Origin of the sequence: Erythrobacter mangrovi, assembly GCF_013260645.1 — a bacterium.
In the GTDB taxonomy this organism is placed as follows: domain Bacteria; phylum Pseudomonadota; class Alphaproteobacteria; order Sphingomonadales; family Sphingomonadaceae; genus Qipengyuania; species Qipengyuania mangrovi.
In genome coordinates this window covers 2,425,486-2,449,038 of the sequence record NZ_CP053921.1, presented here as the reverse complement: position 1 = coordinate 2,449,038, position 23,553 = coordinate 2,425,486, and the positions used below count along the sequence as shown (strand labels likewise).

At 62.6% G+C, this 23,553-nt stretch carries 19 protein-coding genes; 8 read left to right on the top strand and 11 right to left on the bottom strand.

The features are described 5' to 3' along the window. Window positions 1–2,091, bottom strand: a complete 2,091-nt coding sequence (locus HQR01_RS12370; protein ID WP_173215156.1) for a S9 family peptidase — start codon at window positions 2,089–2,091, stop codon at window positions 1–3. Between the two features lie 119 nt (window positions 2,092–2,210). On the opposite strand from HQR01_RS12370, the gene HQR01_RS12365 reads away from it, so the two are divergent. The 5 genes from HQR01_RS12365 (at window position 2,211) to nusG (ending at window position 8,302) form a co-directional block, all read left to right on the top strand. Then, the gene (locus HQR01_RS12365) at window positions 2,211–3,482 is read left to right on the top strand and encodes a metal-dependent hydrolase family protein (protein WP_173215155.1); all 1,272 of its coding nucleotides are present in this window, start codon (window positions 2,211–2,213) and stop codon (window positions 3,480–3,482) included. A 103-nt stretch (window positions 3,483–3,585) separates the two neighbouring features. Beyond that, a complete protein-coding gene (locus tag HQR01_RS12360) occupies window positions 3,586–5,415 on the top strand; it encodes a DUF885 domain-containing protein (RefSeq protein ID WP_173215154.1) in 1,830 nt (609 codons plus the stop codon). A gap of 107 nt (window positions 5,416–5,522) precedes the next feature. Next, window positions 5,523–7,073: a flavin-containing monooxygenase gene (locus HQR01_RS12355; protein WP_173215153.1), complete on the top strand. Its 1,551-nt coding sequence runs from the start codon at window positions 5,523–5,525 to the stop codon at window positions 7,071–7,073. 442 nt (window positions 7,074–7,515) lie between these two features. Beyond that, the gene (secE, locus tag HQR01_RS12350; RefSeq protein WP_173215152.1) at window positions 7,516–7,725 is read left to right on the top strand and encodes a preprotein translocase subunit SecE; all 210 of its coding nucleotides are present in this window, start codon (window positions 7,516–7,518) and stop codon (window positions 7,723–7,725) included. 40 nt (window positions 7,726–7,765) lie between these two features. Further along, window positions 7,766–8,302 (top strand): transcription termination/antitermination protein NusG, encoded by a 537-nt coding sequence (gene nusG, locus HQR01_RS12345; protein WP_173215151.1) that lies wholly within the window; start codon window positions 7,766–7,768, stop codon window positions 8,300–8,302. Between the two features lie 24 nt (window positions 8,303–8,326). Here nusG and HQR01_RS12340 read toward each other — a convergent pair whose 3' ends face one another. From HQR01_RS12340 to HQR01_RS12325, 4 genes are all read right to left on the bottom strand, one after another. After that, the gene (locus HQR01_RS12340) at window positions 8,327–9,364 is read right to left on the bottom strand and encodes a retroviral-like aspartic protease family protein (RefSeq protein WP_173215150.1); all 1,038 of its coding nucleotides are present in this window, start codon (window positions 9,362–9,364) and stop codon (window positions 8,327–8,329) included. Window positions 9,365–9,487: 123 nt separating this feature from the next. After that, window positions 9,488–10,582, bottom strand: coding sequence for a transporter (locus HQR01_RS12335; protein ID WP_173215149.1), 1,095 nt, complete (start codon window positions 10,580–10,582; stop codon window positions 9,488–9,490). Window positions 10,583–10,646: 64 nt separating this feature from the next. Next, entirely contained in the window at window positions 10,647–11,021 is a 375-nt protein-coding gene (locus HQR01_RS12330) for a hypothetical protein (RefSeq protein WP_173215148.1), read from the bottom strand. A 52-nt stretch (window positions 11,022–11,073) separates the two neighbouring features. Continuing rightward, entirely contained in the window at window positions 11,074–11,730 is a 657-nt protein-coding gene (locus HQR01_RS12325) for a PspA/IM30 family protein (protein WP_173215147.1), read from the bottom strand. A gap of 476 nt (window positions 11,731–12,206) precedes the next feature. Here HQR01_RS12325 and rplK point away from each other — a divergent pair, with 476 nt between their 5' ends. Continuing rightward, window positions 12,207–12,638, top strand: coding sequence for a 50S ribosomal protein L11 (gene rplK / locus HQR01_RS12320; RefSeq protein ID WP_173215146.1), 432 nt, complete (start codon window positions 12,207–12,209; stop codon window positions 12,636–12,638). Window positions 12,639–12,642: 4 nt separating this feature from the next. Then, window positions 12,643–13,335, top strand: coding sequence for a 50S ribosomal protein L1 (gene rplA / locus HQR01_RS12315; RefSeq protein ID WP_173215145.1), 693 nt, complete (start codon window positions 12,643–12,645; stop codon window positions 13,333–13,335). 125 nt (window positions 13,336–13,460) lie between these two features. On the opposite strand, the gene HQR01_RS12310 is transcribed toward rplA, so the two are convergent. From HQR01_RS12310 to HQR01_RS12285, 6 genes are all read right to left on the bottom strand, one after another. Next, entirely contained in the window at window positions 13,461–16,382 is a 2,922-nt protein-coding gene (locus HQR01_RS12310) for a DUF2339 domain-containing protein (protein WP_173215144.1), read from the bottom strand. A 57-nt stretch (window positions 16,383–16,439) separates the two neighbouring features. Next, window positions 16,440–17,198, bottom strand: coding sequence for a competence/damage-inducible protein A (locus HQR01_RS12305; RefSeq protein ID WP_173215143.1), 759 nt, complete (start codon window positions 17,196–17,198; stop codon window positions 16,440–16,442). A 33-nt stretch (window positions 17,199–17,231) separates the two neighbouring features. Continuing rightward, entirely contained in the window at window positions 17,232–18,734 is a 1,503-nt protein-coding gene (locus HQR01_RS12300; RefSeq protein WP_173215142.1) for a flavin-containing monooxygenase, read from the bottom strand. Window positions 18,735–19,201: 467 nt separating this feature from the next. After that, window positions 19,202–20,587, bottom strand: a complete 1,386-nt coding sequence (locus tag HQR01_RS12295; protein ID WP_173215141.1) for an O-antigen polymerase — start codon at window positions 20,585–20,587, stop codon at window positions 19,202–19,204. Window positions 20,588–20,629: 42 nt separating this feature from the next. Beyond that, complete coding sequence (locus tag HQR01_RS12290) at window positions 20,630–21,958, bottom strand: polysaccharide biosynthesis protein (RefSeq protein WP_173215140.1); 1,329 nt, start codon at window positions 21,956–21,958, stop codon at window positions 20,630–20,632. Between the two features lie 52 nt (window positions 21,959–22,010). Further along, entirely contained in the window at window positions 22,011–22,319 is a 309-nt protein-coding gene (locus HQR01_RS12285) for a hypothetical protein (protein WP_173215139.1), read from the bottom strand. A gap of 124 nt (window positions 22,320–22,443) precedes the next feature. Between HQR01_RS12285 and HQR01_RS12280 the strand changes: the two genes are divergently transcribed. After that, the gene (locus HQR01_RS12280) at window positions 22,444–23,472 is read left to right on the top strand and encodes a LacI family DNA-binding transcriptional regulator (RefSeq protein WP_173215138.1); all 1,029 of its coding nucleotides are present in this window, start codon (window positions 22,444–22,446) and stop codon (window positions 23,470–23,472) included. Window positions 23,473–23,553 lie beyond the last annotated feature (81 nt).

The following is a 23,553-nucleotide window of genomic DNA, read 5'->3' as shown; positions in this document are numbered from 1 at the left end:
TTAGGGAAGCTGGGTGTCATCGGCAATCGCTTGGGGCTGCGCAGGCTCATTCGGCCGTGCTGCCGGTGTAGCGACCAGGCCGAGGCTCGGCGATGGCAAGGGCGCCTTGCGATCTCCGGTCTTCAGATAGGCGTCGAACCACTGGATCATCCTGAGATTGTAGTCGTAGCGCGCGGCGGCCCTGCTATTGCCGTGCCCTTCGCCCGGATAGAATACCAGCCGCAGCGGGGTTTCGGGCTGGCGCACCTTTATGGCGCGATAGAGTTCCAGGGCCTGCCCAGGCGGGACCCGTTCATCCTCGGTCCCGTGCATGATCAGCAGCGGCGTCTTGGCGCGGTCGGTGTAATAGATCGGGCTGATTTCGAGCATTCCCTGCCAGTCGTCCCAGGGCCAGGCGAGCGCGTGTACGTTGCGCATTTCATGCGGAATGTCGGTGGTCCCGAATTTGGAGACCTGGTTGGAAATGCCGACGAACATGACCCCAGCGACGAACTCCTCCGATTGTGCGGTCGCGGCCCAGGCGGTGGCATAGCCGCCGTAGGAACCCCCGGTCATGCCGACCCGCTGGGGGTCGGCGATGCCGGCCGCGACCAGCGCGCGCTTGGCGTCCACCAGGTCAGTGAACTCGGGGTCGGTATAACGACCCTGGTGTTGGCGCGCGAAATCGATGCCGTATCCGGTCGAACCGCGATAGTTGGGAAGGAAGACTGCATACCCGCGTCCGGCGGCGACCTGTCCCGGAGCGCTGTATCCGGTGTTCCAGCCTCCGGTTTCGTGCTGCTCGGGTCCGCCATGCACGTCGATGATGAGCGGTGCACCGCCCGCGGGTATTCCGCCGACCGGCTCGATCAGGATCCCTTCGATTTTCTGGCCGTCGCGCGCCTTGTAGCGGAACACGCGCTGGCGCCCGAAGGCCAACTCGTCGAGCCAGGCGTTGTGGTGTGTCCAACGCAGGAATTTGCCATCCCGCAGTTCGAACATCTCGTTGGGATGGTGGGCATTGCTGCCTTCGACGAAGATCCGGCCACCGCCCGTCTTGATCTCGGCGAGCACCAGATCGCCGCCATCGATCTCACGTGCGGCGCGAGTGCCGTCATAAATCCGCAGCACCGAATGCACACCCTCGTGAATGATGACCGCCAATCGCCCGTCCTCGAGCCATTCGCTGTCGATGGCCGCCTCGGCCGCGCCGGCATTGAGCGCCACGAGCGTGCCGGTCGAGACGTCGGCCAGTTGCAACGTCGTCGCATCGGGGTCGCTGGAATCGATCCCGCCGATCATCGCCAGCTGCCGACCATCCGGCGAAAGCTCCACATCGCCGAGCTTGGTCGGCGTAGGCAATTCGCGCAGGATCTCTCCGCTGGCGAGGTCGATCACAAGCGCCCTGCGGCTGGTGTAGCTATCGTCCACCAGTGGGGAGGGCGCGCTAAGCAAGATTGCTGTCCGGCCATCGGGCAGAAGCTTCAACGCGCTGATATACCCGGGCACGGCAACTTCGCGCGGCGCAGGGTCGGGCGTATCGCCCACCCGCACCGAGAAGAGGCGATTCAGCTGCGGTTCTTCCTCATGGACCACAGCATCGAACCCGACTTGGTTGAGCAGCTCGCGCTGCCTGTCCACCGCAGCACTGGCGATCAGCCACAAGGTGCTGCCGTCTGCGGCCCAGGCATAGGCTAGAACATTTCCGTCGCCGATCTCGGCGAGCTTGCGATACGTGCCTCCAGCGCGGGGAACTCCCCAGACGGCCAATCGCTCGCCCTCTGCCGCCCACAGGAAGCTGATGACCTGCCCGTCGGGGGAAAAGCCCAGGCTCGTCACGCTCATGCCCGGCGGCAGGAGGTCGCGCAGATCATCGGGGCCGGCAGCGTGGCGGAGCCGACGTTTGAAGGGCCCGTTTGGCTCACCACGCAGGACATCGGGCATCCGCGCAGTCGTCACTATGACCGTGGAGCCGTCGGGAGAGATTTCGACCGAGCTGACCGTTTCCAGCCGCAAGACGTCATCCGCAGTCATCGGGCGGGTCGGTGCTGCAATCGCGGGAACCGCCAGAGCCAGCAGCAACCAGCCAGACAGGAATAAGCGGAACGACATCGGGGATCTTCAACCTTTCTTTCCCGACCGACATAGCGAGCGCGGCGGCAGGGGCAAAGCGAGGCTTGTGGGCAGCAGGCCGAGCGGGCACACCGTCGCGCGAAAAAGGAGAGGATTCGATGAAGACAGTTGCGCTCGGACTTGCCGTTCTGCTGGCCGGCACTGCCATGCCAGCCGTGGCGCAGACCACGGTGATTCATGCCGAACATGTTCTGGCCGACGCAGTGAGCGAGCCGAGCGGACAGGCGACCATCACGGTGACCGACGGGCGCATCGTCAGCATCGTTGATGGCTGGCAGGCCGTGCCCGAAGGCGCGGTCATGGTACATCTGGCGGGCAAAACCGTGGTCCCGGGCCTGATCGACCTGCACGTCCACCTGACGGGCGATCCGGGCGGCGATTTCTGGAAGGAAGCGGTCGAGCCCGACGAATGGGGTGTAGTGGTCGGTGCCAAGAACGCGCGAGTCACTGCACTGGCAGGCTTCACCACCGTGCGCGAGGCGGGCAGTGGGCCCGAAAACGGCCTCGCGCTGCGTCGGGGCACGGCGCAGGGCTTCATCCCCGGCCCGCGTATCATCGCCGCTGGCGTACCGCTGTCGATCGTCGGCGGGCATGGTGACGTCAGCGGCTTCCGCCCCGAGGTCAATGAAGTGCTCGACACCGGCTTTACCTGCACCGGGGCGGTCGAATGTGCAGAGAAGGTGCGACAGGCCAGCCAGAACGGCTCCGACGTGATCAAGATCACCGCCACCGGCGGCGTGCTGAGCCAGCAGGGCCGTGGGCTGGAGGCGCATTTCACCGACGCGGAGATGAAGAGCATCGCCGATACAGCGCATTCGCTGGGGCTCAAGGTCATGGCCCACGCGCATGGCGCGCGTGGTATCGAGGCAGCATCGCGGGCGGGCATCGATACGATCGAGCACGGGACCTATATCGATGAAGCCTCGGCAAAGGCCATGCGCGAACGGGGCACCGTGCTGGTGCCCACGCTGATGGCGTTCAAGGGTGTGACCGAACGGCTCGGCAAGGGCATCTACACCCCCGTGGTCGAAGCGAAGATCGAAGCGGTGGCCGAAGTGGCGCGCAGCTTCATGGGCAAGGCGCTCAAATGGGGTGTGCCGATTGCCTTCGGGACCGATGCCGGCGTGTTCCTGCACGGGCGCAATGCGGAAGAATTCGGCCTGATGCGAGCGCAGGGCATGAGCGACCGGCAGGCGCTTGCCAGCGCCACGACGGTTGCTGCCACCGTGCTGGGCATGGAAAACCAGATCGGGCGTCTTGCCCCAGGCTACTCGGCTGACATCATTGCGGTGGACGGAGATCCGACCAAGGATGTGACCGTCCTCGAAAAGGTCGATTGGGTGATGGTCCGCGGTCGGGTGATCGAATAGGGCGCTCGCCGTTCATCGAAGGCTGGGCGCCGGTCGTCCGGTGCGCAGCTTGCCCCCTGCGTCGAGCTGTCATAGCGGGGCAATACACAACCAGGGGTAATTCATGACTGCACTTCGTACCGCCCTCCTGGGCGCCTCCGCGCTTTCGCTCGCCGCCTTCGCGACGCCGGCACTGGCCGACCATCACAGTGCCGGAGAGGTCGCAGCGCAAGCCGCGGCGCAGACCGAACATGACAAGCTCCACACCCTGTTTGCCGAATCGGATGCGCGCGCGCTGGAACTCAACCCGCTCGGTCGGTTGTTCCGCGGGGATGACAGCAATGCCGGTCGGGTCGGCGATTTTCTCACTGACAGCGCTTTCTACGCCGCCCGCCTCGACACCAAGCTCAACCTCGCCCTGCTGGCCCAGATCGACCGCAGCCAGCTCAACGAGACCGACCAGCTCGCTTACGATGTTTTCCAATACGATCAGGAAACCACGCTGCGCGGGCAGAGCGATGAGATCCGGGCGCTGACCGAAGTCCGCCCGGTCAACCATTTCTCGGGCTTCCACACCTTCTATCCAAATTTTGCCAGTGGGCAGGGCGCGGCGCCGTTCAAGACGCTGGCAAACTATGAAGACAACCTGTCGCGCCACGACGACTACGTCGCTATCCACGACCGGGCGATCGCCAAATTCCGCGAAGGCATGAAGTCGGGGGTGGTCGAAACCAAGTTGACCATCGGTATCGTGATCCAGCAGCTTGATACCATGCTGGCGATCCCGGTTGCGGATTCGCAGTTCATGATGCCGGTCAAGAACTTCCCGGCGGATTTCTCCGATGCCGACAAGGCACGCATGTCGGCGGCCTACGAGGCGAAAACGAAAGAAATCTACGCCGTGCATGCGCGCCTGCGCGACTTCTTGCGCGACGAATACCTGGCCGCGGCCCGCGACAGCGTGGGTATGAGCCAGATGAAGGGCGGCGAAGCTCTCTACGCCAACATGATCCGCAACTCGACCACACTGCCGCTCACCGCCGACTACCTGCACGATCTGGGGCTCAGCGAAGTCGCCCGGATCAAGCAGGGGATGGAGCAGATCAAAGGCGAGGTTGGCTTCGAGGGTACGCTGGGCGAATTCTTCGACTACGTACGCACAGACGCGAAGTTCAAGCCGAAGAGCCGCGAAGCACTGACCCAGAGCTATTACGACATCGGCAAGCAGGTCGACGCGAAGATCGGCGATTACTTCAGCGTGCTCCCCAGGACCCCGCTCGAGATCAAGCCTTACGATCCGTCGATCGAGCAGTTCCAGGCAGGTGGTTCGTATGAACAGGGGACGCCTGATGCCTCGCGGCCCGGCACTTTCTATTTCAATGCCTATGACTTGCCGAGCCGCCTCACGACCGGCAACGTCACACTCTACCTCCACGAAGGGGCGCCGGGGCACCACTTCCAGATCAGCCTGGCGCAGGAGAATGAGGCGCTGCCCGCCTTCATGCGCTTTGGCGGCAACACCGCCTATATCGAAGGCTGGGCACTCTATGCCGAAACGCTCGGCTACGAGATGGGCTTCTACAAGGATCCGTGGAACCGCTACGGCACGCTGCAGGACGAACAGCTGCGTGCGATGCGGCTGGTGGTCGACACCGGCATCCACGCCAAGGGCTGGACGCGCGAACAGGCGATCGACTTCATGCTGGAAAATTCGGGCATGACCCGCACTGAGGTTGTGGCCGAGGTCGAACGCTACATCGCCATTCCCAGCCAGGCGCTCGCCTACAAGGTGGGTGCGCTCAAGATCCAGGAACTGCGCAAGCGGGCGGAGGACAAGCTGGGCAAGAAGTTCAGCATCCGCGATTTTCACCGCGAAGTGCTCGGCTCGGGCTCGCTCCCGCTGCCCGTGCTGGAAGCCAAGATCGACCGTTGGATCGCTCGCGGCGGCGGCTGACCTCCCACTTTTCCCTCGCTCTGCCCCGATTGATTTCAATCAAAGACCTATTGACGGGCGCTTCGCATAGGAGTGCAATGGCTACGGGGTAGAGTGAGGAGAGAGGCATGGTTGAGCAATCGGGCAAAGCGCCGGCAGCGCATTTCGACGTCCTGATCGTGGGTGCGGGGATTTCGGGGGTCGGTTCGGCCTATCACCTGCAGGAACAGTGCCCTTGGGCCAGCTATGCGATCCTTGAAATGAAGGACACGTTTGGCGGTACCTGGGAAACCCACAAATACCCCGGCGTCCGGTCCGACTCCGATCTCTATACCTTCGGCTATCGTTTCAAACCGTGGATCGGCGCGCCGATCGCCAGTGGCGATGAAATCCTCAAATACATGGGCGAGGTGATCGAAGAGAACGGGATTGGGGACCATATCTTCTACGGCCACCGGATCACCGCCTGCTCCTATTCGCGCGACGACGATCTGTGGACGGTCGAGGCGACCCGGCTGGAGGATGGCGCAGAGCTGCGCTTCACCTGCAACTTCCTGTGGATGTGCCAGGGCTACTACGATCACGAGAAGCCCTACATTCCGCCCGAATGGAGCGAGAAGGGGTTGGCAGACTACAAGGGCGATTTCGTCCACGCGATGCAGTGGGACCCGGATTACGACTATGCCGGCAAGCGGGTGCTGGTGATAGGTTCGGGCGCGACTGCCGCCACCGTGGTGCCTGCCTTTGCCGAGAAAGCCGGGCATGTGATCATGCTGCAGCGCTCGCCGACCTACTTCTTCTGCAACGAGAACAAGAACGAGCTGGCCGATCGCCTGCGCGAAGTCGGAATCGACGAACCGACGGTGCATCGCGTTGTGCGCCAGCAGATCAATTTCGATCAGGCCCAGATGACCAAGCGATGCCTGGAAGAACCCGACGTAGTGTTCGAGGAACTCAAGGAAGCGGTACGGCAGTTCACCGGCAAGCCCGATTTCGAGTTCGAACCACACTTCACCCCGAAATACCGCGTGTGGCAGCAACGCCTGGCGTTCTGCCCTGAAGGTGACGTATTCAAGGCCGCAGTGTCGGGGAAGCTGACAGTGGTGACGGACACGATCGATCGCTTTACCGAAAAGGGCGTCCGAGTTTCGTCGGGCGAGGAAATCGAGGCCGACCTGATCGTCGCCTGCACCGGCTTCAGACTGCTGGTGATGGGTGGCATTCCTTTCTCTGTCGATGGCCAGCCAATCGATTGGGCTGAGACCGTGACCTATCGCGGGGTGCTTCACACGGGCGTGCCCAACTCGGCCTGGGTGATGGGCTATTGGCGCGCCAGCTGGACCTTGCGCGTCGACATGATGGGCGATTTCGTCTGCGGATTGCTCAACCACATGCGCGAGAAGGGCGTATCCGAAGTCGAGGTCGCGTTCCCGCCCGAAGACGAAGACATGGAAATCCTGCCCTGGATCGAGAGCGAGAATTTCAATCCGGGCTACCTCATGCGCGATCTGGACAAGATGCCGCGGCGCGGGGCCAAGCTCGAATGGCGCCACAACCAGGATTACTGGGCCGAGCGCGATGCCTTCCCACTCATCGATCTCGATGGTCCCGAATTCGTCTACTCGGGCGATCATCCGATCGGCGAAGCGCGGGACGATGCAGAGGTGGTCGCCGCCTGACGCGGGGATAGTCTAGCTCCTCGGCTGATTGATGCGACGCGGGCAGCGGGTTTGCCGATGGGAATCGATCTGATGCCCTTGGCGGCGCTGGTTTTGTTGGTCCTGGTGTGGACGAGGGGCGGTTCTAGGGATTTTCCCTAGGTCTTTCGTAACCCCGCCTTGGGGCGGCTTGCGGCACAGGGAATGCCTTCATTCCCGTGGATGAGGGGTCGGGTTCCCTGGACAAGCGCCCGGCCCCTCACTTTTCCGGCCGGCGCAACCCGAAACGCACTCCCGCACGCTTGCGTTTTTGCGATACACGGCCTAAATCGCAGCCGTCTTCCGACATTGGGATCGCAAAAAAGCCCCTCCCGGACTTGAACCGGGGCGGCGACGAACCCTACCTGAAAGGGACCCGGTTGCGGAAGACGCGACGAATTTTACGCGAGAATCGAATTCAGTCATGGCAGAGCAGCAGAATACCAAGACTTCCCCTGCGGAATTCGTGAATCAGGTGCGCGCTGAAGCGCGCAAGGTCGTATGGCCGAGCCGCGAGGAAACGGTCCGTACCGCGATCTTCGTGTTCATCATGATGCTGATTCTCGGCTTCTTCTTCCTAGGTGTCGACTCGCTGTTCAGCGCCGTCATGCAGTGGCTGCTGACGCTGGCTTGATCGACGCCTGATACAACTTCCGACAGGGTAACTGACGCACATGGCACGCTGGTACATCATCCACGCCTACTCCGGCTTCGAGAACAAGGTTCGCGACTCGATCATATCCGAGGCCGAGCGCCTGGGCCTTTCCGAAGGCGTTGAAGCGGTCGAGGTACCGACCGAGACCGTCACCGAGGTCAAGCGTGGCAAGAAGGTGCAGGTCGAGCGCAAGTTCATGCCGGGCTATGTGCTCGCAAAACTGAACATGACCGACGATGTCTACCACCTCGTCAAGAACACCCCCAAGGTGACCGGTTTCCTCGGTACCAACAACAAGCCGCAGCCGATTTCTGATAAGGAAGCTGCGCGCTATTTCGGCGGTGTGGAAGAGGCCAAGGCGGCTCCGAAGACCCAGGTCAGCGTCGATTACGAAATCGGCGACCAGGTCAAGGTGCTCGACGGCCCCTTCGCGAGCTTCAACGGCCTCGTCGAGGAACTCGACTTCGACAAGCAGAAGGTCAAGGTTTCGGTCTCGATCTTCGGTCGTGCGACCCCGGTCGAGCTGGACTTCGAGCAGGTCGAACTGGTCAAGTAAGGGCGCTCAAGCGCGCTGCTCGGGCTATTCCTGGCAGGCGCTGCGCTCTTCCGCCCGCAATCGCGACGCCGATGTGACGGTCCGCACGACCAGCCGGGCTTCGCACTTGCGGAGCTGGAAGCGTACCTTGCGATCATGAAAATCCAGCGAAACGCGGCGGAAGTTCTCCATCAGATCGGTGCCAAGCAGTAGTGACGGCTCTTTGTCGATCCCGAAAACCTCGAAGGGTGGGATGTCAGCGAAGGCGATCGGCACGTTGGTCAGCTTGATCGGCCCCAGCTTGAGCTCCTTGATGAACGCGAAATCCAGATCGATCGCAGCCCCGGTTACGCCATAGACGGTGATCTTCTGAAAATCGGTTTTGCCGCGGCGCAGCAGCTTGTCGCGCAGGGCGATGTTACCGATCGTTATCTCGCTCCCCGTGTCGACCACCGCATCGACGCGATGTTTGCCGGCCTTGACCTTGGTCAGGATAAGCTGGCCGCGCTGGAGACGACCCGTAACCACGATCACTCCATCGCGCAGCGGTTCGGGCACGCGTCCATCGTCGACTGTGATCAGGCGTTTTTCGAAATCCATCATCAAGCGCTGTTCGACCAGTGCGTCGAGCCCGACCATGCCGTCACCACCCAGATCGCGTTCTTCCAGGACGGGAAGCTCAAGTGCGGTCGAAATGGTCGGGCCAAGCTGAAGCTCATCGACCATGACACGGTCGACGATCGCGCTTTCGGTAACCCCGTGGAGCAGAGTCGGCGTTCCCGGCTCAAGCGCGAGCCGCCCAGCCAGCCCTTCGCCTATCACCGAAGTGTCGGCTCCGCTGTCGACGACGAACTTGTATGGCCCCTTCCCGTTGATCAGCACGTCCACCGTCATGCGACTGCGCAGCTTGCGCGCATCGATTTGTTCGCCACCGATCGCCAGGGCTTCGTCGAATTCGGCAGGCGGCAGAACGGGCGAGCGCGCGGCAGACACCTCTGGCGAGCGCTCGCCGTCGTCTTGTGCAAGCGCGGGAGCAGATGCGCCCAACAGTGCCAGCACAGCGAGTTTTAGAACCTTCCCCATAGATCGACTGGTACGCCTGTCACCCGCAATGCACCAGCAGAGCTCGACAGGGGGCGTATCCGGAACGACGAGGCACCCGTGATCATGGGATTACGGGGTCGGCCGAAACCGACCCCGTGAGCATTAGAAGGTCTTGGTCAGGGCGACCGAAGCCCGCCAATCCTCCGGCAGCTGGACGCCGTTTAGGTCCTGAAAAAGTGGCACGCCGAACTCGACCCCGATCTGCGGCCGGTCACGCCCGCCGAAGGGTAGGGCGATGTTGGCTCCCAGGCCTGCAATCACACGGGAGCCTCCATAGTTCTCCTGCCCATCGGAAGGGGAGGCGTTCTTGTGCGGCCCGCTGTATTCACCCAGGATTTGTCCTTCATGTTCCCAGGTCAGGCGGCTGGTGAGGCTGAAGCCGTTGTCGACAAGATAGCTCAACCATCCGGACGCACTGGCCCGGTCGCCAAAGGCGAAGCCGCTGGCGTTCCTGCTCTCGCAGCGCCAGCGATAGCTCGCCTGTACACCATAGCCGACCGCGCCCAGCTGTCCGGAAACGGTTGCCGAGGGTTCGCTATCCCAGGTGCCGCCTCCCGATTGCATTCCGTAGTGGACGAAGGTCCCATCGGGGTTTCTGCGATCGATATTGCCTGTGGGAAGCCAAAGACCCAGCGTCGCGTGCGCCTTGAAGGTCGGCGAATTGGCCATGCGGTAGCTGGCCGAAACCAGCGTATCGCCGAAGCCCTGCGTTGAATGGGTCATGGTCTGGCCGAACGCGAGGCCGTGGTGCGCCTGATCCATGCCACCCGCCCCGGCGTTCATCGGATCGATCCCGACCATGGTCATTTCGTGCCGCATCCAGTGCGGCATGACCATCAACGTGAGCTTGTCGTTGGGGGCGTACATCAGGTCTAGCATGACCATGTCCATGGTCATCTCCCGCGCTCGCACCGTGTAGCCTGCGGCCAGGATTTCGGCGTCGGCGATCGGCTCCGTCCCCGACAGGTTAGCACCTGAGTGACGACTGCGGGTGTAGCGCAATCCGATCATGAATTCGCCGCCGTCATGGGTGTGTTCATTCATCAGGCCGGCGGCCGGATGAAGCGATACAGGGGTAACCACGATGAGATCACCGGAGGGGGCAACAGCCTCACCTGCTGCCCCTTCGGCAAGCGCGGATTGGGCAAGGGCAAGCGGAACGAGCGCGCACAAGGCGCGCGCAAAATGCGTGTTCATTGAAATATCCTGTCACATTGGGAATGCACCTCGAGGCGCTCCCCAACATGATGGGAAGCGCCGATCAGGCGGTGGCAGGTGGCCCGCGGCCCGGCGGCAGGAGGTAGGCGATGCGGCCCAGGTTGAGTCGCGCGAAGCTGACAATGCGCAGCTCGGCCACAGGCGGGGGCAAGGCCAGCAGGACGGCGGTTGATGCAAGCGGGGCATCGCCCGAGAATCCGGCGAACAGGCAGTGACCGTCTTGGTGCCCCGCCGTGTCCTCTGGCTTGGTATCGCGATTTAGCGGAATGCGCAGGACATAGTCGGCGTTGCAGACCTTAGCGACGATGACGTCGGTCCGCCCGGTATCGGGCATCCAGCCAACGGGAACGAGCGCGCGCAGGAAAAGCGTCGCCGCCAGCAGCATCCATAGCGTACTTGGTGTCGCGGTGCGAGCCATCGGGGCGCCCGTACCCAGTGACTGCGGGTCGGGCAAGTAGTGCGGTGGTCGGTCAGCCGACTTTGCGCTTGCCTGGCTTAGTCGTCGTCTTCATCGCCGCAAGTTCTGCTGCGAGATCGGCATCGCGTTGGAGTGCGGCGATTTCCTCCTCGACAGTCGCCGGCGTCGGTTCGGCGCGAACCTCGACCTTGAAATCGACGCGACGCTCCATGCGTTCGATGCGGTCGAGATGGCGTTCGGCCTTAGTGTCGCCGCTCGCACGCGTGTCTCCAGCTTGGTCTGAGGTGGGTACGGCCGCAATGCGCGCCATTGCTTCGGCTCGCTTGGTCTCCAACTTCTCTGAGGCCTCGGCAAGTTCGGCGATCTCAGATTCAAGATCCAAGGCCTCCTTGCGCAGAGCCTCTGCCTTCATGCGACCATCTTCGCGGGCCAGCAGGGCAGAACGGGCAAGGTCTTCGCGCTTGTGGTCCATCGCCAATTTGGCCTTGGCGGTCCATCCCTCGGCAGCATCCGCGGTAGCCTGCGCCTGACTCAGCAGCCGTTCGTGGCGCCGCCGCGCCTTGCCCAGATCGCCATTTAGCGTGATCAGGCTTTCCTCGATCTCCGTGCGCAGCAGCTGCAACATTTTCACCGGATTGCCGGCCTTTTCAATCAGGGCATCGACGTTGCTCGAGATTAGTTCGCGCGCGCGCACGGCAATATGGATCATCTGGAAGTTCCTTGAACCGATCAGCTCCATTTGATGTGACTTGACTTTATTAAGAATTGATATCGAACATTACATTTGTTGTTTGGAAATCAAACTTATCCCGCAAGTGCTGTTTTCCATCATTGTGTTTTTCCTATATCGCGATGCGGCGATAGATGCATGGCAACGCACAGGCCCGCAATTCTTCTGGTACCCAAGGGTCTCAAGGGTGTGCTGGGGTGCGGGCAGGTCATTTGCTAGGACAGTGTTCCATGTGTTCCATCCAGCAGGGCTGGCGGAGGTGCGCTCCAACACCGGCCAGCCCTTTGTAGCCTCGGCGAATCGCTTGCATTCGTGGCCGAAGACGCTATGTGCGCGCCTTCCCAAGCGACAGGCATGGGAAACCGTGCGGGAGGCCTGCCTCGGCAGGCCGTTTGACCGCTTACCATGAGCCGTAACTCGAAAGAGCGCGGCAACAGTGAGAAAGGAGGCCTCTCATGGCCAAGAAGATCGACGGCTATATCAAGTTGCAGGTGCCCGCCGGCACCGCCAACCCGTCGCCCCCGATCGGCCCTGCGCTGGGTCAGCGCGGCGTCAACATCATGGAATTCTGCAAGGCGTTCAACGCTGCGACCGACAGCCTTGAAAAGGGCATGCCGATCCCGACGATTATCACCGTCTATGCCGACCGTTCGTTCACTTTCGTCACCAAGACCCCGCCGGCAACCTTCCTGATCAAGAAGGCCGCCAAGCTGAAGTCGGGTTCGAAGGAGCCGGGCAAGGTCAAGGCTGGCACCATTAAGCGCTCGCAGCTTGCCGAGATCGCCCAGACCAAGATGGCCGATCTCAACGCGAACGATATCGAAATGGCGACCCGCATCATCGAGGGCTCGGCCCGTTCGATGGGCCTCGAAGTGGTGGAGGGCTAAGATCATGGCCAAGCAGACCAAGAAGCAGAAGATCCGCGCCGCGCTCGACGGCGAGAAGCTTTACACCGTCACCGAGGCACTCGCCACGCTGCGCGAGCACAAGAGCAAGTTCGACGAGACCGTCGAAGTTGCGATGAACCTCGGTGTCGACCCGCGCCACGCCGACCAGATGGTCCGCGGCATGGTGTCGCTGCCCTCGGGTACCGGCAAGGACGTCAAGGTTGCCGTCTTCGCCCGTGGCGACAACGCCGAGAAGGCGCTGGCCGCCGGTGCCGACAAGGTCGGTGCGGAAGACCTCATGGAAGACATGCAGAACGGCAACCTCAACTATGACCGCGTGATCGCCACGCCGGACATGATGGGCGTCGTCGGCCGTCTCGGTAAGGTCCTCGGCCCCAAGGGCCTGATGCCGAACCCGAAGCTCGGCACCGTGACCCCGAACGTTGAGCAGGCGGTCAAGGACGCCAAGGCCGGCCAGGTCGAGTTCCGCGTCGAAAAGCTGGGCATCATCCACTCGGGTCTCGGCAAGCTGTCGTTCTCGGACGACGCGCTGATCGCCAACTTCAAGGCGCTGACCGACGCAGTGGTCAAGGCCAAGCCGTCGGGTGCCAAGGGCAAGTATGTCCGCAAGGTCACGCTGACCAGCTCGATGGGTCCTGGCCTCAAGGTCGACCTGGCGGAGGTGGAAGGAGCCTAAGCTCTTTCCTACTCGGAACCGAACATGCGAAAGGGCCGGCGGGTGCGAACCTTCCGGCCCTTTCTCATGCCCTAAGCGCGCCGCACCAGCGCCTCGGCCCTGATTTCTCGGGCCACCGCTCTTGGTTATACCCCTGTCGGCGTGGCACGAAGCTGGCGCGAATAGAGCCAGCCGATGCCGATCAGGCTGAAGCCCAGCGCCATGAAGCTGGCAATCCGCAATAGCCCCTCAAGCCCGGCGGCATCGACGATGAATACCTTGGCCACGGCGAGCACCATCAAGACCAGCGAACCGACCCGCCAGCTACGCTCAACACGGCGGCTGCCGAGCAGCAGGAAGCCGATTGCGAGGAGGATGCCGAGCAGGGAGCGCAGCAGGTCTTCTGTCTGGGTCATTGCGGCCTCCATCGGGATGTTCCCGGCAAAGGCCTGCCTCAGCAGGGTTAGCGCGCCGAAGCTGACGAGCGTGACGACCAGCCCGTCGAGCCAGGGGCGCAAGCGATCCGGGAAGGCACCGTGCAACAGCAGGGAGGCGGCGACGGCGATGGCGTAAGCGGCGAGGATGAGGTTTGCTATCGGCGTCGCGCCCACCGCCTGCCGGTCCCAGAGCGGATTGTGCAATAGCCCGCTGTAGAGCAGGAAGTGCGCGAGGGCCGCCGCGATGAGCAGCCGCCCAGCCCATGCGAAGCGTGTCGAGAGGATCCAGCCTGCTGCAAGCAGGAGGCTTTCCCAAAGGGTACGCTCGGCCATGCCTTGCTCCACGAAGGCGCTCACCGTCTCGATGGCGAAGAGCTGCTTGAAGCCGATGTGGAGGGCAACCAGCGCAGGCAATGCAGCCAGCCACTCGCCACGCCAGGCAATCCCTTGCCATTCGCGCGCCTGCCCGCGCAGCACAGCCAGCCCGGCAATGGCCGGGATGATATAGAGCGCGGTCTGGCGCAAAGAGGGCAGGGCATCGACGTAGACCGGCTCTCCGAACAGCGAGACCACGCCAGTGCCGATCCACCGTGTCGCAGGGTCGACCGACCACAGCAGCGCGATTGCGATGGAGACGTATCGCGCCACTGGCCTGTCTGGCAGGCCGAAGGCCGATCCCCCAGCAAGTGCCGCCGCAGTCCATGCCAGCGCGTCGCCGGGGAGGACTTGGGCCAGGGCGCCGTAGACGAAGACAGTTGCCGTGCCCTCCGCCAATTGCCGTCCGACCTTCTCGCCTTCGTGCCAGGCAAGGACCACGAAAGCCGCAGCCGGTGCCGCCCAGCGCAGCATGCTGCGCAGGGCGAGCGAAGGGTCAGGATCGCCAGCCAGTCGGGCGATTTCGATATCCAGCGCATCCAGGCCGAACAGGGCGAGCGCAGTCAGAACAGCGCTTCCCCAAACCAATGCACGCAGTTCAAGTTCGCTGCGGTCGCGCAGGAGGACGAACAGGGCAGCAAAGACGAGCCCGGCAGCCAGCGGTGCAAGCCATGCCGGCGAAACCATCCATATGGCACACATCGCTAGCAGCGCCGCAACGCAAAGCTCGATGGCGAGGGTGGCGTCCTTGCCACGCTGCCATATTCGCCATGCGGCAACAGCCGGGATTGCGCCGAGGGCAAGCGTCACCGCAGCAAGTGTGACCTCGATACGATCGGCGAAGAAGTCCCCGAACTCGCCATAGGCCAAGGCAGCCATGGCGGCCGGGACGAGCGCAACCTGCAATAGGTCGATAGTGCGCTCTTCGTTGCGCCAGACATGCACCAGCGGTGCGAGCGCGAAGACACCTGTCAGCGCCGCGGTGACAGCGAAGTATTCGAGGCCATTCTGTACTGGCCACATTCCCACCAGCAGCAAGGCGACGGTGGCTGCGACCGCATTGCCCTCACGCATCTGCGGTTGTTTCCAGCCGAAAAAGGCCAGTGTCGCGCCGAGCAGGAGGTAAAGCCCCCAGGCAAGCATCGAATATCCGCCCTGATCGACAAGCAGGGCGAGCTGGACGCTGGCTACCAAGGCCGCCGCAAGGCGAATCGGCACTTCAAAACGCTCGGATGCGGCGAAGGCGGGCACCAGCACCCCGAGCACCGTGAAATAGAGGCCAAGCGCAATGATTTCGGACACGCCCGGGTCGCCGGCCAGCAGGAGGATCGCGCCCCAGCCAAGGCCGCCGATCAGGGCAGCTATGCCCATCCATTCACGCCGCTGTTCGCGTCCGGCAAATGTCAGGCCGCCGGTGACGAGGCCGAGGTAGAGTGCGAGCAGCGGAATGTTCGCTTCCTCGCCACCAACCAGCGCGGGGGCGGCGAAACCTCCGACCAGCCCCAGCACGGCGCTTGGCAGGCCAAAGCGGAACGACAGGGCAATCGCGCCCGCGGTAACCGCGGCCAGGCCGAGAAAGGCGAAGCCTTGCCCGATCAACCCGTATTGCGTGCCTGCCAGGTAGAAACCGGCATAGAGCGTTGCGAGACCGGCCCCTGCCAATGCCTGCGCCACGCGTGGGTCCGCCACGCGGTCGCGATAGCGATAGGCGGCCTCGGCACCGGCAATGAGTCCGCCGCCGAAGACGAAGGCCATGATCACGCGCAGCAAGGGTGTGATCAGTCCGCGCTCGATCGAATATTTCACGAGGAACACGCCGGCGACAGCCAGCGTCACCCCGCCGGCCCAAATCGGGAGGCGGCGGCCGAAGATTTCTTCGAAGTCGAACTGGAAGCGCTCGCGCAACGGCGCAGATGCAGGCTCGGGCTCTGTCTCGGGCGCGGATGGTTCCGGCACTGGCGGCTCGATTCTGATGCTTTCCCCGTCGCTGCGCCGAAGGGAGACTGAGGGCACCGTGACCCTCTTTGGAGCTGGTGCCGGTTCCGGGGCAACTTCCGGTGCCGGTTCGGTCGCCAGCGGCCTGTCTTCTTCCGGAGGCCTTGGAGGGGCAATGCCGCGACGGTGCAAATCGCGGAGTTGCCCGATTGCTACATCCTGCAGCTCATCGAGCGCGGTGAGGCGGCGTTCGAGCTTGTCGAGCCGGCTCCACAGCATGGCGACGAGGCCAGCTAGGCCGAAGATGAATAGCCATTCCATACACCTATCCCCTCTAACAGGGGATTATCGCGGCCTTGGCAGGCTGGGAAGGGCGGTTCAGATTCCCCCGGGGGTAAAGTCGAACCCGGCGGTGGCCAGCCCGTCGCACAGGCTGTCGACGCAGCTCTTCAACTCATCCGCATCGGTCGAGCGGACGACAAAGTTTGCTCCGACGCGGCCTTCGCGGAAAAAAGGATAGCTGCCGATCTGACAGCTCTCATGCGCCTTTTCCACTTGGCGCAGGATGTCGGCAACTTCGCTCTCGGGCGTCCAGCAACCGATCGTCTCGGTTAGTAGCGGCGCCCCGCCTTCGAGCGTGCCCGTCAACGCATCGAGCATACCCGCCGTGATGTGCGGAACCCCAGCCATCAGGTGGAGATTGCCGATCTTGATACCCGGCGCGCCGGACATGCGATTGGGGATAAGGTCGGCACCTTCCGGCACGCGCGCCATGCGCAGCCGCGCTTCGGTCAGTTCCAGGCCACGGCCACCGTAGTAGCGTTCGAGCATCGCCCGCGCTTCCGGATGAACCATAACCCCAACCCCCAGCGCTTCGGCCACGGCGTCGACGGTGATGTCGTCATGGGTTGGGCCGATCCCGCCGGTGGTGAACAGGTAATCGTTCTGTTCGCGCAGCGCGTTGACCGCCTCGACGATTCGCTCGACGACGTCGGGCACCACTCGCACTTCGGCCAAGCGGATGCCTTGCACCTGCAGCCAGCTTGCCACCTGCGCGATATTCTTGTCATGCGTGCGGCCGGAAAGGATCTCGTCGCCGATCACGACGAGCCCGGCGGTATAGATGCGTTCGCTCATACCAGCTGCCGTAATGCGCAATGCGCGCGAATGCTACTCCGCTGCTTCGAGCTGTTCCTCAGGCTCGCGCGCATTGGCACCATGTTGATAAAGCCCCAGTATTCCATCGTCGACTGGGTCGGCCTTCATCCGCTTGCGGTCGATTACATATTCCTGGTTGAGCCGCCAGGGATAGGCCACCGCGTTCTTTGACATGATGTGCTTGCCGCGCTGGATGTAGCCGCTCGAGAAGTCGAAGATGTCGTCTTCTTCCAGCTTGTGGTCCGTCGGCAGCACCGGGACCGCGACGTCGGTGCCGGTGGCCTTCTGGTGATTGAGCACGCGGCAGATGTAGTCCGAGTTGATATCCGCTCGCAGCGTCCAGCTGGCGTTGAGATAACCGAATACCACAGCCAGGTTCGGCACGTTCGAGAACATGCAGCCCTTATAGTAGAAGTGATCCGCCAGGTTGATCGGGGCACCGTCCTTCGACAGCGCGATCTTGCCGGCAACAGCAAGCTTGAGGCCAGTCGCGGTGACAACGATATCGGCGGGCAGGAAGCGATCGTCGCTCAACCGCACGCCACCCTTCTCGAATGCCTTGATGTGGCCGGTGACGACGTCGGCCTTGCCCTTCTTGATGGCGGCGAACAGGTCGTCGTCGGGCACCAGGCACAGGCGCTGGTCCCACGGGTTGTAGGGCGGGGTGAAGGGCGTGAGATCGAAGTCCTTGCCCATGATCTTGCGGATCTTCGTGTGCAGGAAGTCAGCGACCTTTTCCGGCCGCGTGCGGGCACGTTTGAAGCTGATGTCCTGAAGCGTGATGTTCTTCCAGCGAGTGATCCGATAGGCCAGTTTCTCGGGCAGGATCTTGCGCAGCGTATTGGCAAAGGCGTCTTTCGCCGGTCGGCTGAACATCCAGGTCGGGGTGCGCTGGAGCATGGTGACCTTGGCCGCCTTGTCCGACATCGATGGCACGATCGTCACCGCGGTCGCACCCGATCCGATAACCACGACATTCTTGCCCGCGTAGTCGAGGTCCTTGGGCCAGAATTGCGGGTGGATTACCTGACCGTCGAATTCGCCGAAATCGAAGCCCGGGTCATAGGGCTCGTCATAGTCGTAGTAGCCGGAGCCGAGGTAAAGCCAATTGGCGCTGACATGCTTCTTTTCGCCTTCGCTGGTCTCCAGCGTGACGTGCCAGCGCGCGTCGCTTTCGTGCCAGTCGGCCGCGACCACCTTTTGACCAAAGCGAATGTGGCGGCGAATGTCGCGCTCGTCGACGATCCGGTCGAGGTATTCGAGAATGGCGGGGCCGTCTGCGATCGACTTTTCGTGCTTCCACGGTTCGAAATCGAAGCCGAGCGTATGCATATCACTGTCGGAACGGATGCCAGGGTAACGGAACAGGTCCCAGGTACCACCCAGATTGTCGCGCCGCTCGACGATGGCGAAACTATGCCCCGGCGCCTTCTCGCGCATATGTGCCGCCATACCGATGCCCGATATGCCCGCACCGACAATAAGAACGTCGAAATCGTTCACCTGTTGATTCATCCATAATCTCCCAGTTGACGTAAACGTAACCTAGTCTGGCGGGAAGCGCCAGTCGGTTTTGAAGTGCAACTTCTTGGCCTCTCCCGCAGGAACGACTAACGCTGGTGTGATGACCCCTCGTTTTCATGGATTGCTGGTGGCGCCGCTCGCCACAGGCTTTTTGTGAAGGTGTCGCGACGGTTGAAGATGGAGGGCGACTGGGTACAATCGCACGCTGACGGTCGGCGTGCATTACGCAGGCGTTTCCTCCCTTCTGCACAATCGAAACGAGCGTGGTCCTGCACCTGCCCGCCTGTAAGCCGCTCCTGACCAACCATCCCGTCGGTGCATTCGAACGAGAGGAACTTTCCCGATCCTATCGCCATTATTTGAAGGGGTGCATCGTGCCGCGCTGGTCGACGGCATTTAACACGCGGCTGCTTGGCGGCAAGCGCAGCTACGCGCCCCGCCTGTGAGCTAACGTCGTGTCAGGCACGCCGTGCCAGTTCGCGACGCCGCTCTGCGGGGCTGGTCGGCGGTTCGACATGCGACGGAGCTGGGGCCCATTGCGATGTGGGGCGCGATTTGAGCCGCATGAAGGCGAGTACAAGCAGGAAGGGCCCGAAATAGAAGGGCAGCTGGCGCAAAAGGGTCAGCAGGATGCCGTCGCGGAACACGACGAGTGAGGTAGCTGCCAACAGCACATAGGCGAGCCGCGGCAACGGCTCTTGCGAGCGTGTGAGCAGGCGGGAGTAGACCAGCCCGTAGACGAGCGCGAAGAAGGCCGCCTGTACTACAATCCCGAGATAGCCGAGTGACATCCAACCTGCGCCTGGCAGTGAATTGGTCATCCCGATGGGCGTGCCATAATCCCACAATTCGAAGAACTTGACGGGTGAGCCGATGGGCTTGTCCTTCCACAGGGTTCGGGGGACAGGCTCCGTGAAGATCTGCAGATTATGCGCGAAATAGTCCCAACTGCCCGTCCGCTCCGGGATCGCATAGGTTATGAACTCGAAGTACTCGAGGTTGGCGAAGTCCATATGTTCGAGCGGTGCGAGCTCGCGCGCGGAGGTGTAGGTTTCGCCGCTGTCTGCGCCGAACAATTCGCGGACCGCCGCACCGCGGTCGATCACGATCAGGTTGAACGATACGAGGCTGACCAGCGCGAGCCCGGCGATCTTCCAGTCGAACCAGCTGCGGCGCCTTTCCAGCAGATACAGCATTGCCAGTGCAATCGCGGTGAAGACGAAGCTTCCCCGACCTCCCGAGCCCAGCATCAGCAGGCTGGACAGGCCGAATACGATCCACGCCGAAGCGCGAAACCGCAGCAGCCACACGGCAAGGACGGTCAGCGGGGCCAGCATCAGCGCGGCCTCGTTGAACCATCCGTTGGCACTCACGTTGACCATGATGCCGGTGCCGGCGTCGCGGGCCATCGAGGCATAAGGATCGGCACGGCGCGACCACGCTTCCAGCTGCGAGGCGATTGCGAGCGGCGCGAGCAGGATCAAAGCTGCAATGATCGGTCCGGCCAAGGAGCGGCGCAGGCGATCGAATTCCTCCCGCGACGGGACGGGTAAAACTGGCCGGTTGGCGATCATTAGGGAGACGCCGGTGAAGACTAGCATGGCCAAGTTGGCTCCCAGGATCACTGTGATCTTGTTCGCCATCGAGGGCTGGAAATCATAGACCCGATAGACCAGATCGAAGTGATACCAGCGCGCGAACAGCGGCCGGATCACAAAGATGAAACCGTGAAATCCCAGGTAGATCGTCGCCGGATGGAACAGGCTCGCCGCTTCATGCCTGGCATAGGCAAGGCACACGCCCAGGAACAGGACGCAGGATGCGATGAGCAGCACGTCGTACATGCTGTGACCTTTAAGGGGTAAGGTCGCGCGGGCAAGCCGACGCTAGCGGCGATGCACGAGAAAACGCATGAGCTGGAGCATGTCGCCGATCCTGTCGCGATGGAACAGTGCTGCCAGAAGGTCGCGTTTGCCCCACTCCAGGTGACGCAGGATGATGCGAAAGGCGGGAATGGCCTGACCCAGTTCGGCGGGTATCAGCACCAGCAGCACGATTGCCAGCGGCAGTCCCGCAAGCGCCAGCCCTGCGGCCACAGGCAGACAGGCAAGCGATACGGCGAGATAGCTCGTCGCCAGCTTCGCATGCATGTTTTCGGCGGCGATCAAGGCCTGCGGTGTGGTCGCCAGCGCGCGGATCAGGCCCGATGCGAGCAAGACCAAAGCGACCAACGGATCGAACGTGCTCTTGCCGGAACTGAGCAGCTGTTGAAGCCATGGACCCACGAACGCCAGCGCCGCCGAGAAGGTCAGAACACCGGCCAGCGTTACCATGGTCATCGTCGCCAGCTGGCGGCGCTGGATGTCGCGCTTGCCGGCGCCAAGATAGCCGGCCTCGTTGAATTGCGAGGCGTAGATGACCGACATGACGACATCTATCGCGCGGACGATCACGCGGGTGGCCACGAAACCGGCGACCGTCGCTGCCCCAAAGGTTGCGCCAACCACCAGCGTGTATCCCTGCAGGTTCAACACGTAGACCATCGGCAGGACCATGAAAGCGGCAGAGGGGAGGGCCATCGCCCGCAGGCTGCGGTCTAGTGCCGTGGCCGCGCCGCGAAAGAGCATCGGGCTCGCGCGCCACGCCAGCAGAGTTAGGACAATGGCAACGACGGTCCGAAGCATCGCCAGTCCGAAAGCCAGCAGCTCGTAAGAGGTGCTCTGCGGCACGCAGATGACGAGCACCGCGACTTCGGCAAGGCTGGCAAGGTTCTGCACCGTGTAGAACTGCGGGTAACGTTCGCCGACCCGCATCGGGACGAGCATCACCGAAGCTTGGGCAACGGCGACGAAATAGACCCCCAGCCACAGTGCGCAGGCGCGCAGTTCGTCGGCGCCCAGCAGGCCAAGCCGCTGGGCAGTGCTGTCTTGGATCAGCGTTGCAGCGGCATAGAACAGTCCCGCAATAGCTAAGCCGGACGCCGCCGCCCAAACCCAGCTTGCACGAAATGCAGCCCGTGCCTCCGGCCAACGCTCTTCACGGGAGGCAGCGAGTGCCAGGTTTCCCCCCGCGCTGGCAAAAGCGCTGCCAGCCACTACGAAATAGGAGGGCAGGGCGTAGACCAGCATCCAGGTGCCGACGCGTTCGGCGGTCCAGTGTGCAAACAGGATCGGCAGGGCGGCGATCTGCACGATCACCCGCGTTGCGATACCCATCAGATAGGAAAGTAGCGCCTGGACAAGGCGGCGCTGGGCGGGGCCCTGCATGTCAGAGGCTGTCTCTGCGATCCATCTCTCGACGAATATGGTCAAGCACGCTCGGATGAAGCGGGCGCTCGAACTCGCCCCCCACCGTACTGCCGTCGCGCCATTTTACTTCGGTCGGGATCGGTCCGATATTGCCGACCTTGATCAGTATTTCGCTGTCGATCTCAAGTATCGAGAACTTGTCGAAGAAACGGCAACCGTATTCCGAGATATCCTTGATCCAGATGTCACGCGATGCGCCGTGGCGAGCACGATAGCGGCCCGCCACTTCGACGACGAACCGCTCCTCCCTTCGGTTATCCCGTGACATAGCTCTTTCCTGCAACGTTTCCTCTTATGCTCCGCTATCCGCGGCCGGTGCAAGCGTTGGATGAGCCTATCGCATTCCTCAACGCACTGGTTTAGGGCAGCGCTGAAGAACAATGGGGCGAGGAATGCCGAACAACGACAAGGCGAAATTGCGTCGGGTCACATCGATCGATGTCGCCGAACGCGCCGGAGTGAGCCAGTCGACGGTCAGCCGGGCGCTCTCGGGATCCGAAACGATAACCGAAGCCACGAGGCGGCGGGTAGAGCAGGCTGCTGCCGAGCTGGGCTATTTCGTCAATGCGCGCGCTGCAGGCCTGCGAAAGGGTGAAACGGGCACCATAGCGGTTGTGGTGATCGGTCGCTCGGGCGAGGGGGCTGCCAGCATCAACCCTTTTTACTACAGCATGCTGGGGAGTACCTGCGCGGCTGCTGCAGAGCGGGGTTACGAAGCGCTGGTCTCGTTCCAGGCGCAACCGGAAGACTTCTTCGGCCACTATGTCGCGCGGCGGCAGGCCGATGGCGTGGTGGTTATCGGCACCGCGACCAATGCGGCGGCGTGGGAATACTTCCGCCAGTGCGCGCAGGAAACGGACGCGATTGCCTTCTGGGGGTCGCCGTTCGACGACGCAGTCTGGGTTCGTTCGGACAACCAACAGGGCGGTCAGCTCGCTGTAGAGCGGCTGGTCAAGGGTGGGGCGAAAGACATCGTCTTCGTTGGCGATACTGCATCTTCGCAGCGCCAGTTCTCCGAACGCTACGAAGGATATCGCACCGCGATGGAGGCTGCGGGCCTTGCGCCGCGCGATCCGATGGTGAGCGAAGGCGAGGACCGCGTTTCGCAAGGTCGCAACGCGATCGCTTCGTTGGTTGAAGGCGGGACGGCTTTCGATGGCCTGTTCTTCGCCTGCGATGCGATGGCCCTGGGCGCACTCGAAGAACTGTCTGCACGCGGGATATCGGTTCCGGGCAAGGTCGGGGTCATCGGGTTCGACGGCCTCGGTTCGGGCGAATTCAGCTCGCCACCGTTGACCACGCTGGAGCCAGACTTTGCGTTGGCGGGGAAGCTGTTGGTCGACACGGCGCTGGCCGGGGAAGGTGAAAAGCCTGAACGCCGTGTGCCAGTAAGGCTGGTTGAGCGCGCCAGCGTTGGCTGAGAACGGCTGATCTGGTTCGACGAACGACATTTGCCCCGGGCGCCGCTCCGCCTATGAGATGCGGCGAGTTTTTGGGGAAAC

Bases quoted from the DNA above. Each gene is read 5' to 3' on its own strand.
- HQR01_RS12370 (WP_173215156.1), bottom strand. From the start codon at position 2,091: ATGTCGTTCCGCTTATTCCTGTCTGGCTGGTTGCTGCTGGCTCTGGCG.
- HQR01_RS12365 (WP_173215155.1), top strand. From the start codon at position 2,211: ATGAAGACAGTTGCGCTCGGACTTGCCGTTCTGCTGGCCGGCACTGCC.
- HQR01_RS12360 (WP_173215154.1), top strand. From the start codon at position 3,586: ATGACTGCACTTCGTACCGCCCTCCTGGGCGCCTCCGCGCTTTCGCTC.
- HQR01_RS12355 (WP_173215153.1), top strand. From the start codon at position 5,523: ATGGTTGAGCAATCGGGCAAAGCGCCGGCAGCGCATTTCGACGTCCTG.
- secE (WP_173215152.1), top strand. From the start codon at position 7,516: ATGGCAGAGCAGCAGAATACCAAGACTTCCCCTGCGGAATTCGTGAAT.
- nusG (WP_173215151.1), top strand. From the start codon at position 7,766: ATGGCACGCTGGTACATCATCCACGCCTACTCCGGCTTCGAGAACAAG.
- HQR01_RS12340 (WP_173215150.1), bottom strand. From the start codon at position 9,364: ATGGGGAAGGTTCTAAAACTCGCTGTGCTGGCACTGTTGGGCGCATCT.
- HQR01_RS12335 (WP_173215149.1), bottom strand. From the start codon at position 10,582: ATGAACACGCATTTTGCGCGCGCCTTGTGCGCGCTCGTTCCGCTTGCC.
- HQR01_RS12330 (WP_173215148.1), bottom strand. From the start codon at position 11,021: ATGGCTCGCACCGCGACACCAAGTACGCTATGGATGCTGCTGGCGGCG.
- HQR01_RS12325 (WP_173215147.1), bottom strand. From the start codon at position 11,730: ATGATCCATATTGCCGTGCGCGCGCGCGAACTAATCTCGAGCAACGTC.
- rplK (WP_173215146.1), top strand. From the start codon at position 12,207: ATGGCCAAGAAGATCGACGGCTATATCAAGTTGCAGGTGCCCGCCGGC.
- rplA (WP_173215145.1), top strand. From the start codon at position 12,643: ATGGCCAAGCAGACCAAGAAGCAGAAGATCCGCGCCGCGCTCGACGGC.
- HQR01_RS12310 (WP_173215144.1), bottom strand. From the start codon at position 16,382: ATGGAATGGCTATTCATCTTCGGCCTAGCTGGCCTCGTCGCCATGCTG.
- HQR01_RS12305 (WP_173215143.1), bottom strand. From the start codon at position 17,198: ATGAGCGAACGCATCTATACCGCCGGGCTCGTCGTGATCGGCGACGAG.
- HQR01_RS12300 (WP_173215142.1), bottom strand. From the start codon at position 18,734: ATGAATCAACAGGTGAACGATTTCGACGTTCTTATTGTCGGTGCGGGC.
- HQR01_RS12295 (WP_173215141.1), bottom strand. From the start codon at position 20,587: ATGTACGACGTGCTGCTCATCGCATCCTGCGTCCTGTTCCTGGGCGTG.
- HQR01_RS12290 (WP_173215140.1), bottom strand. From the start codon at position 21,958: ATGGGTATCGCAACGCGGGTGATCGTGCAGATCGCCGCCCTGCCGATC.
- HQR01_RS12285 (WP_173215139.1), bottom strand. From the start codon at position 22,319: ATGTCACGGGATAACCGAAGGGAGGAGCGGTTCGTCGTCGAAGTGGCG.
- HQR01_RS12280 (WP_173215138.1), top strand. From the start codon at position 22,444: ATGCCGAACAACGACAAGGCGAAATTGCGTCGGGTCACATCGATCGAT.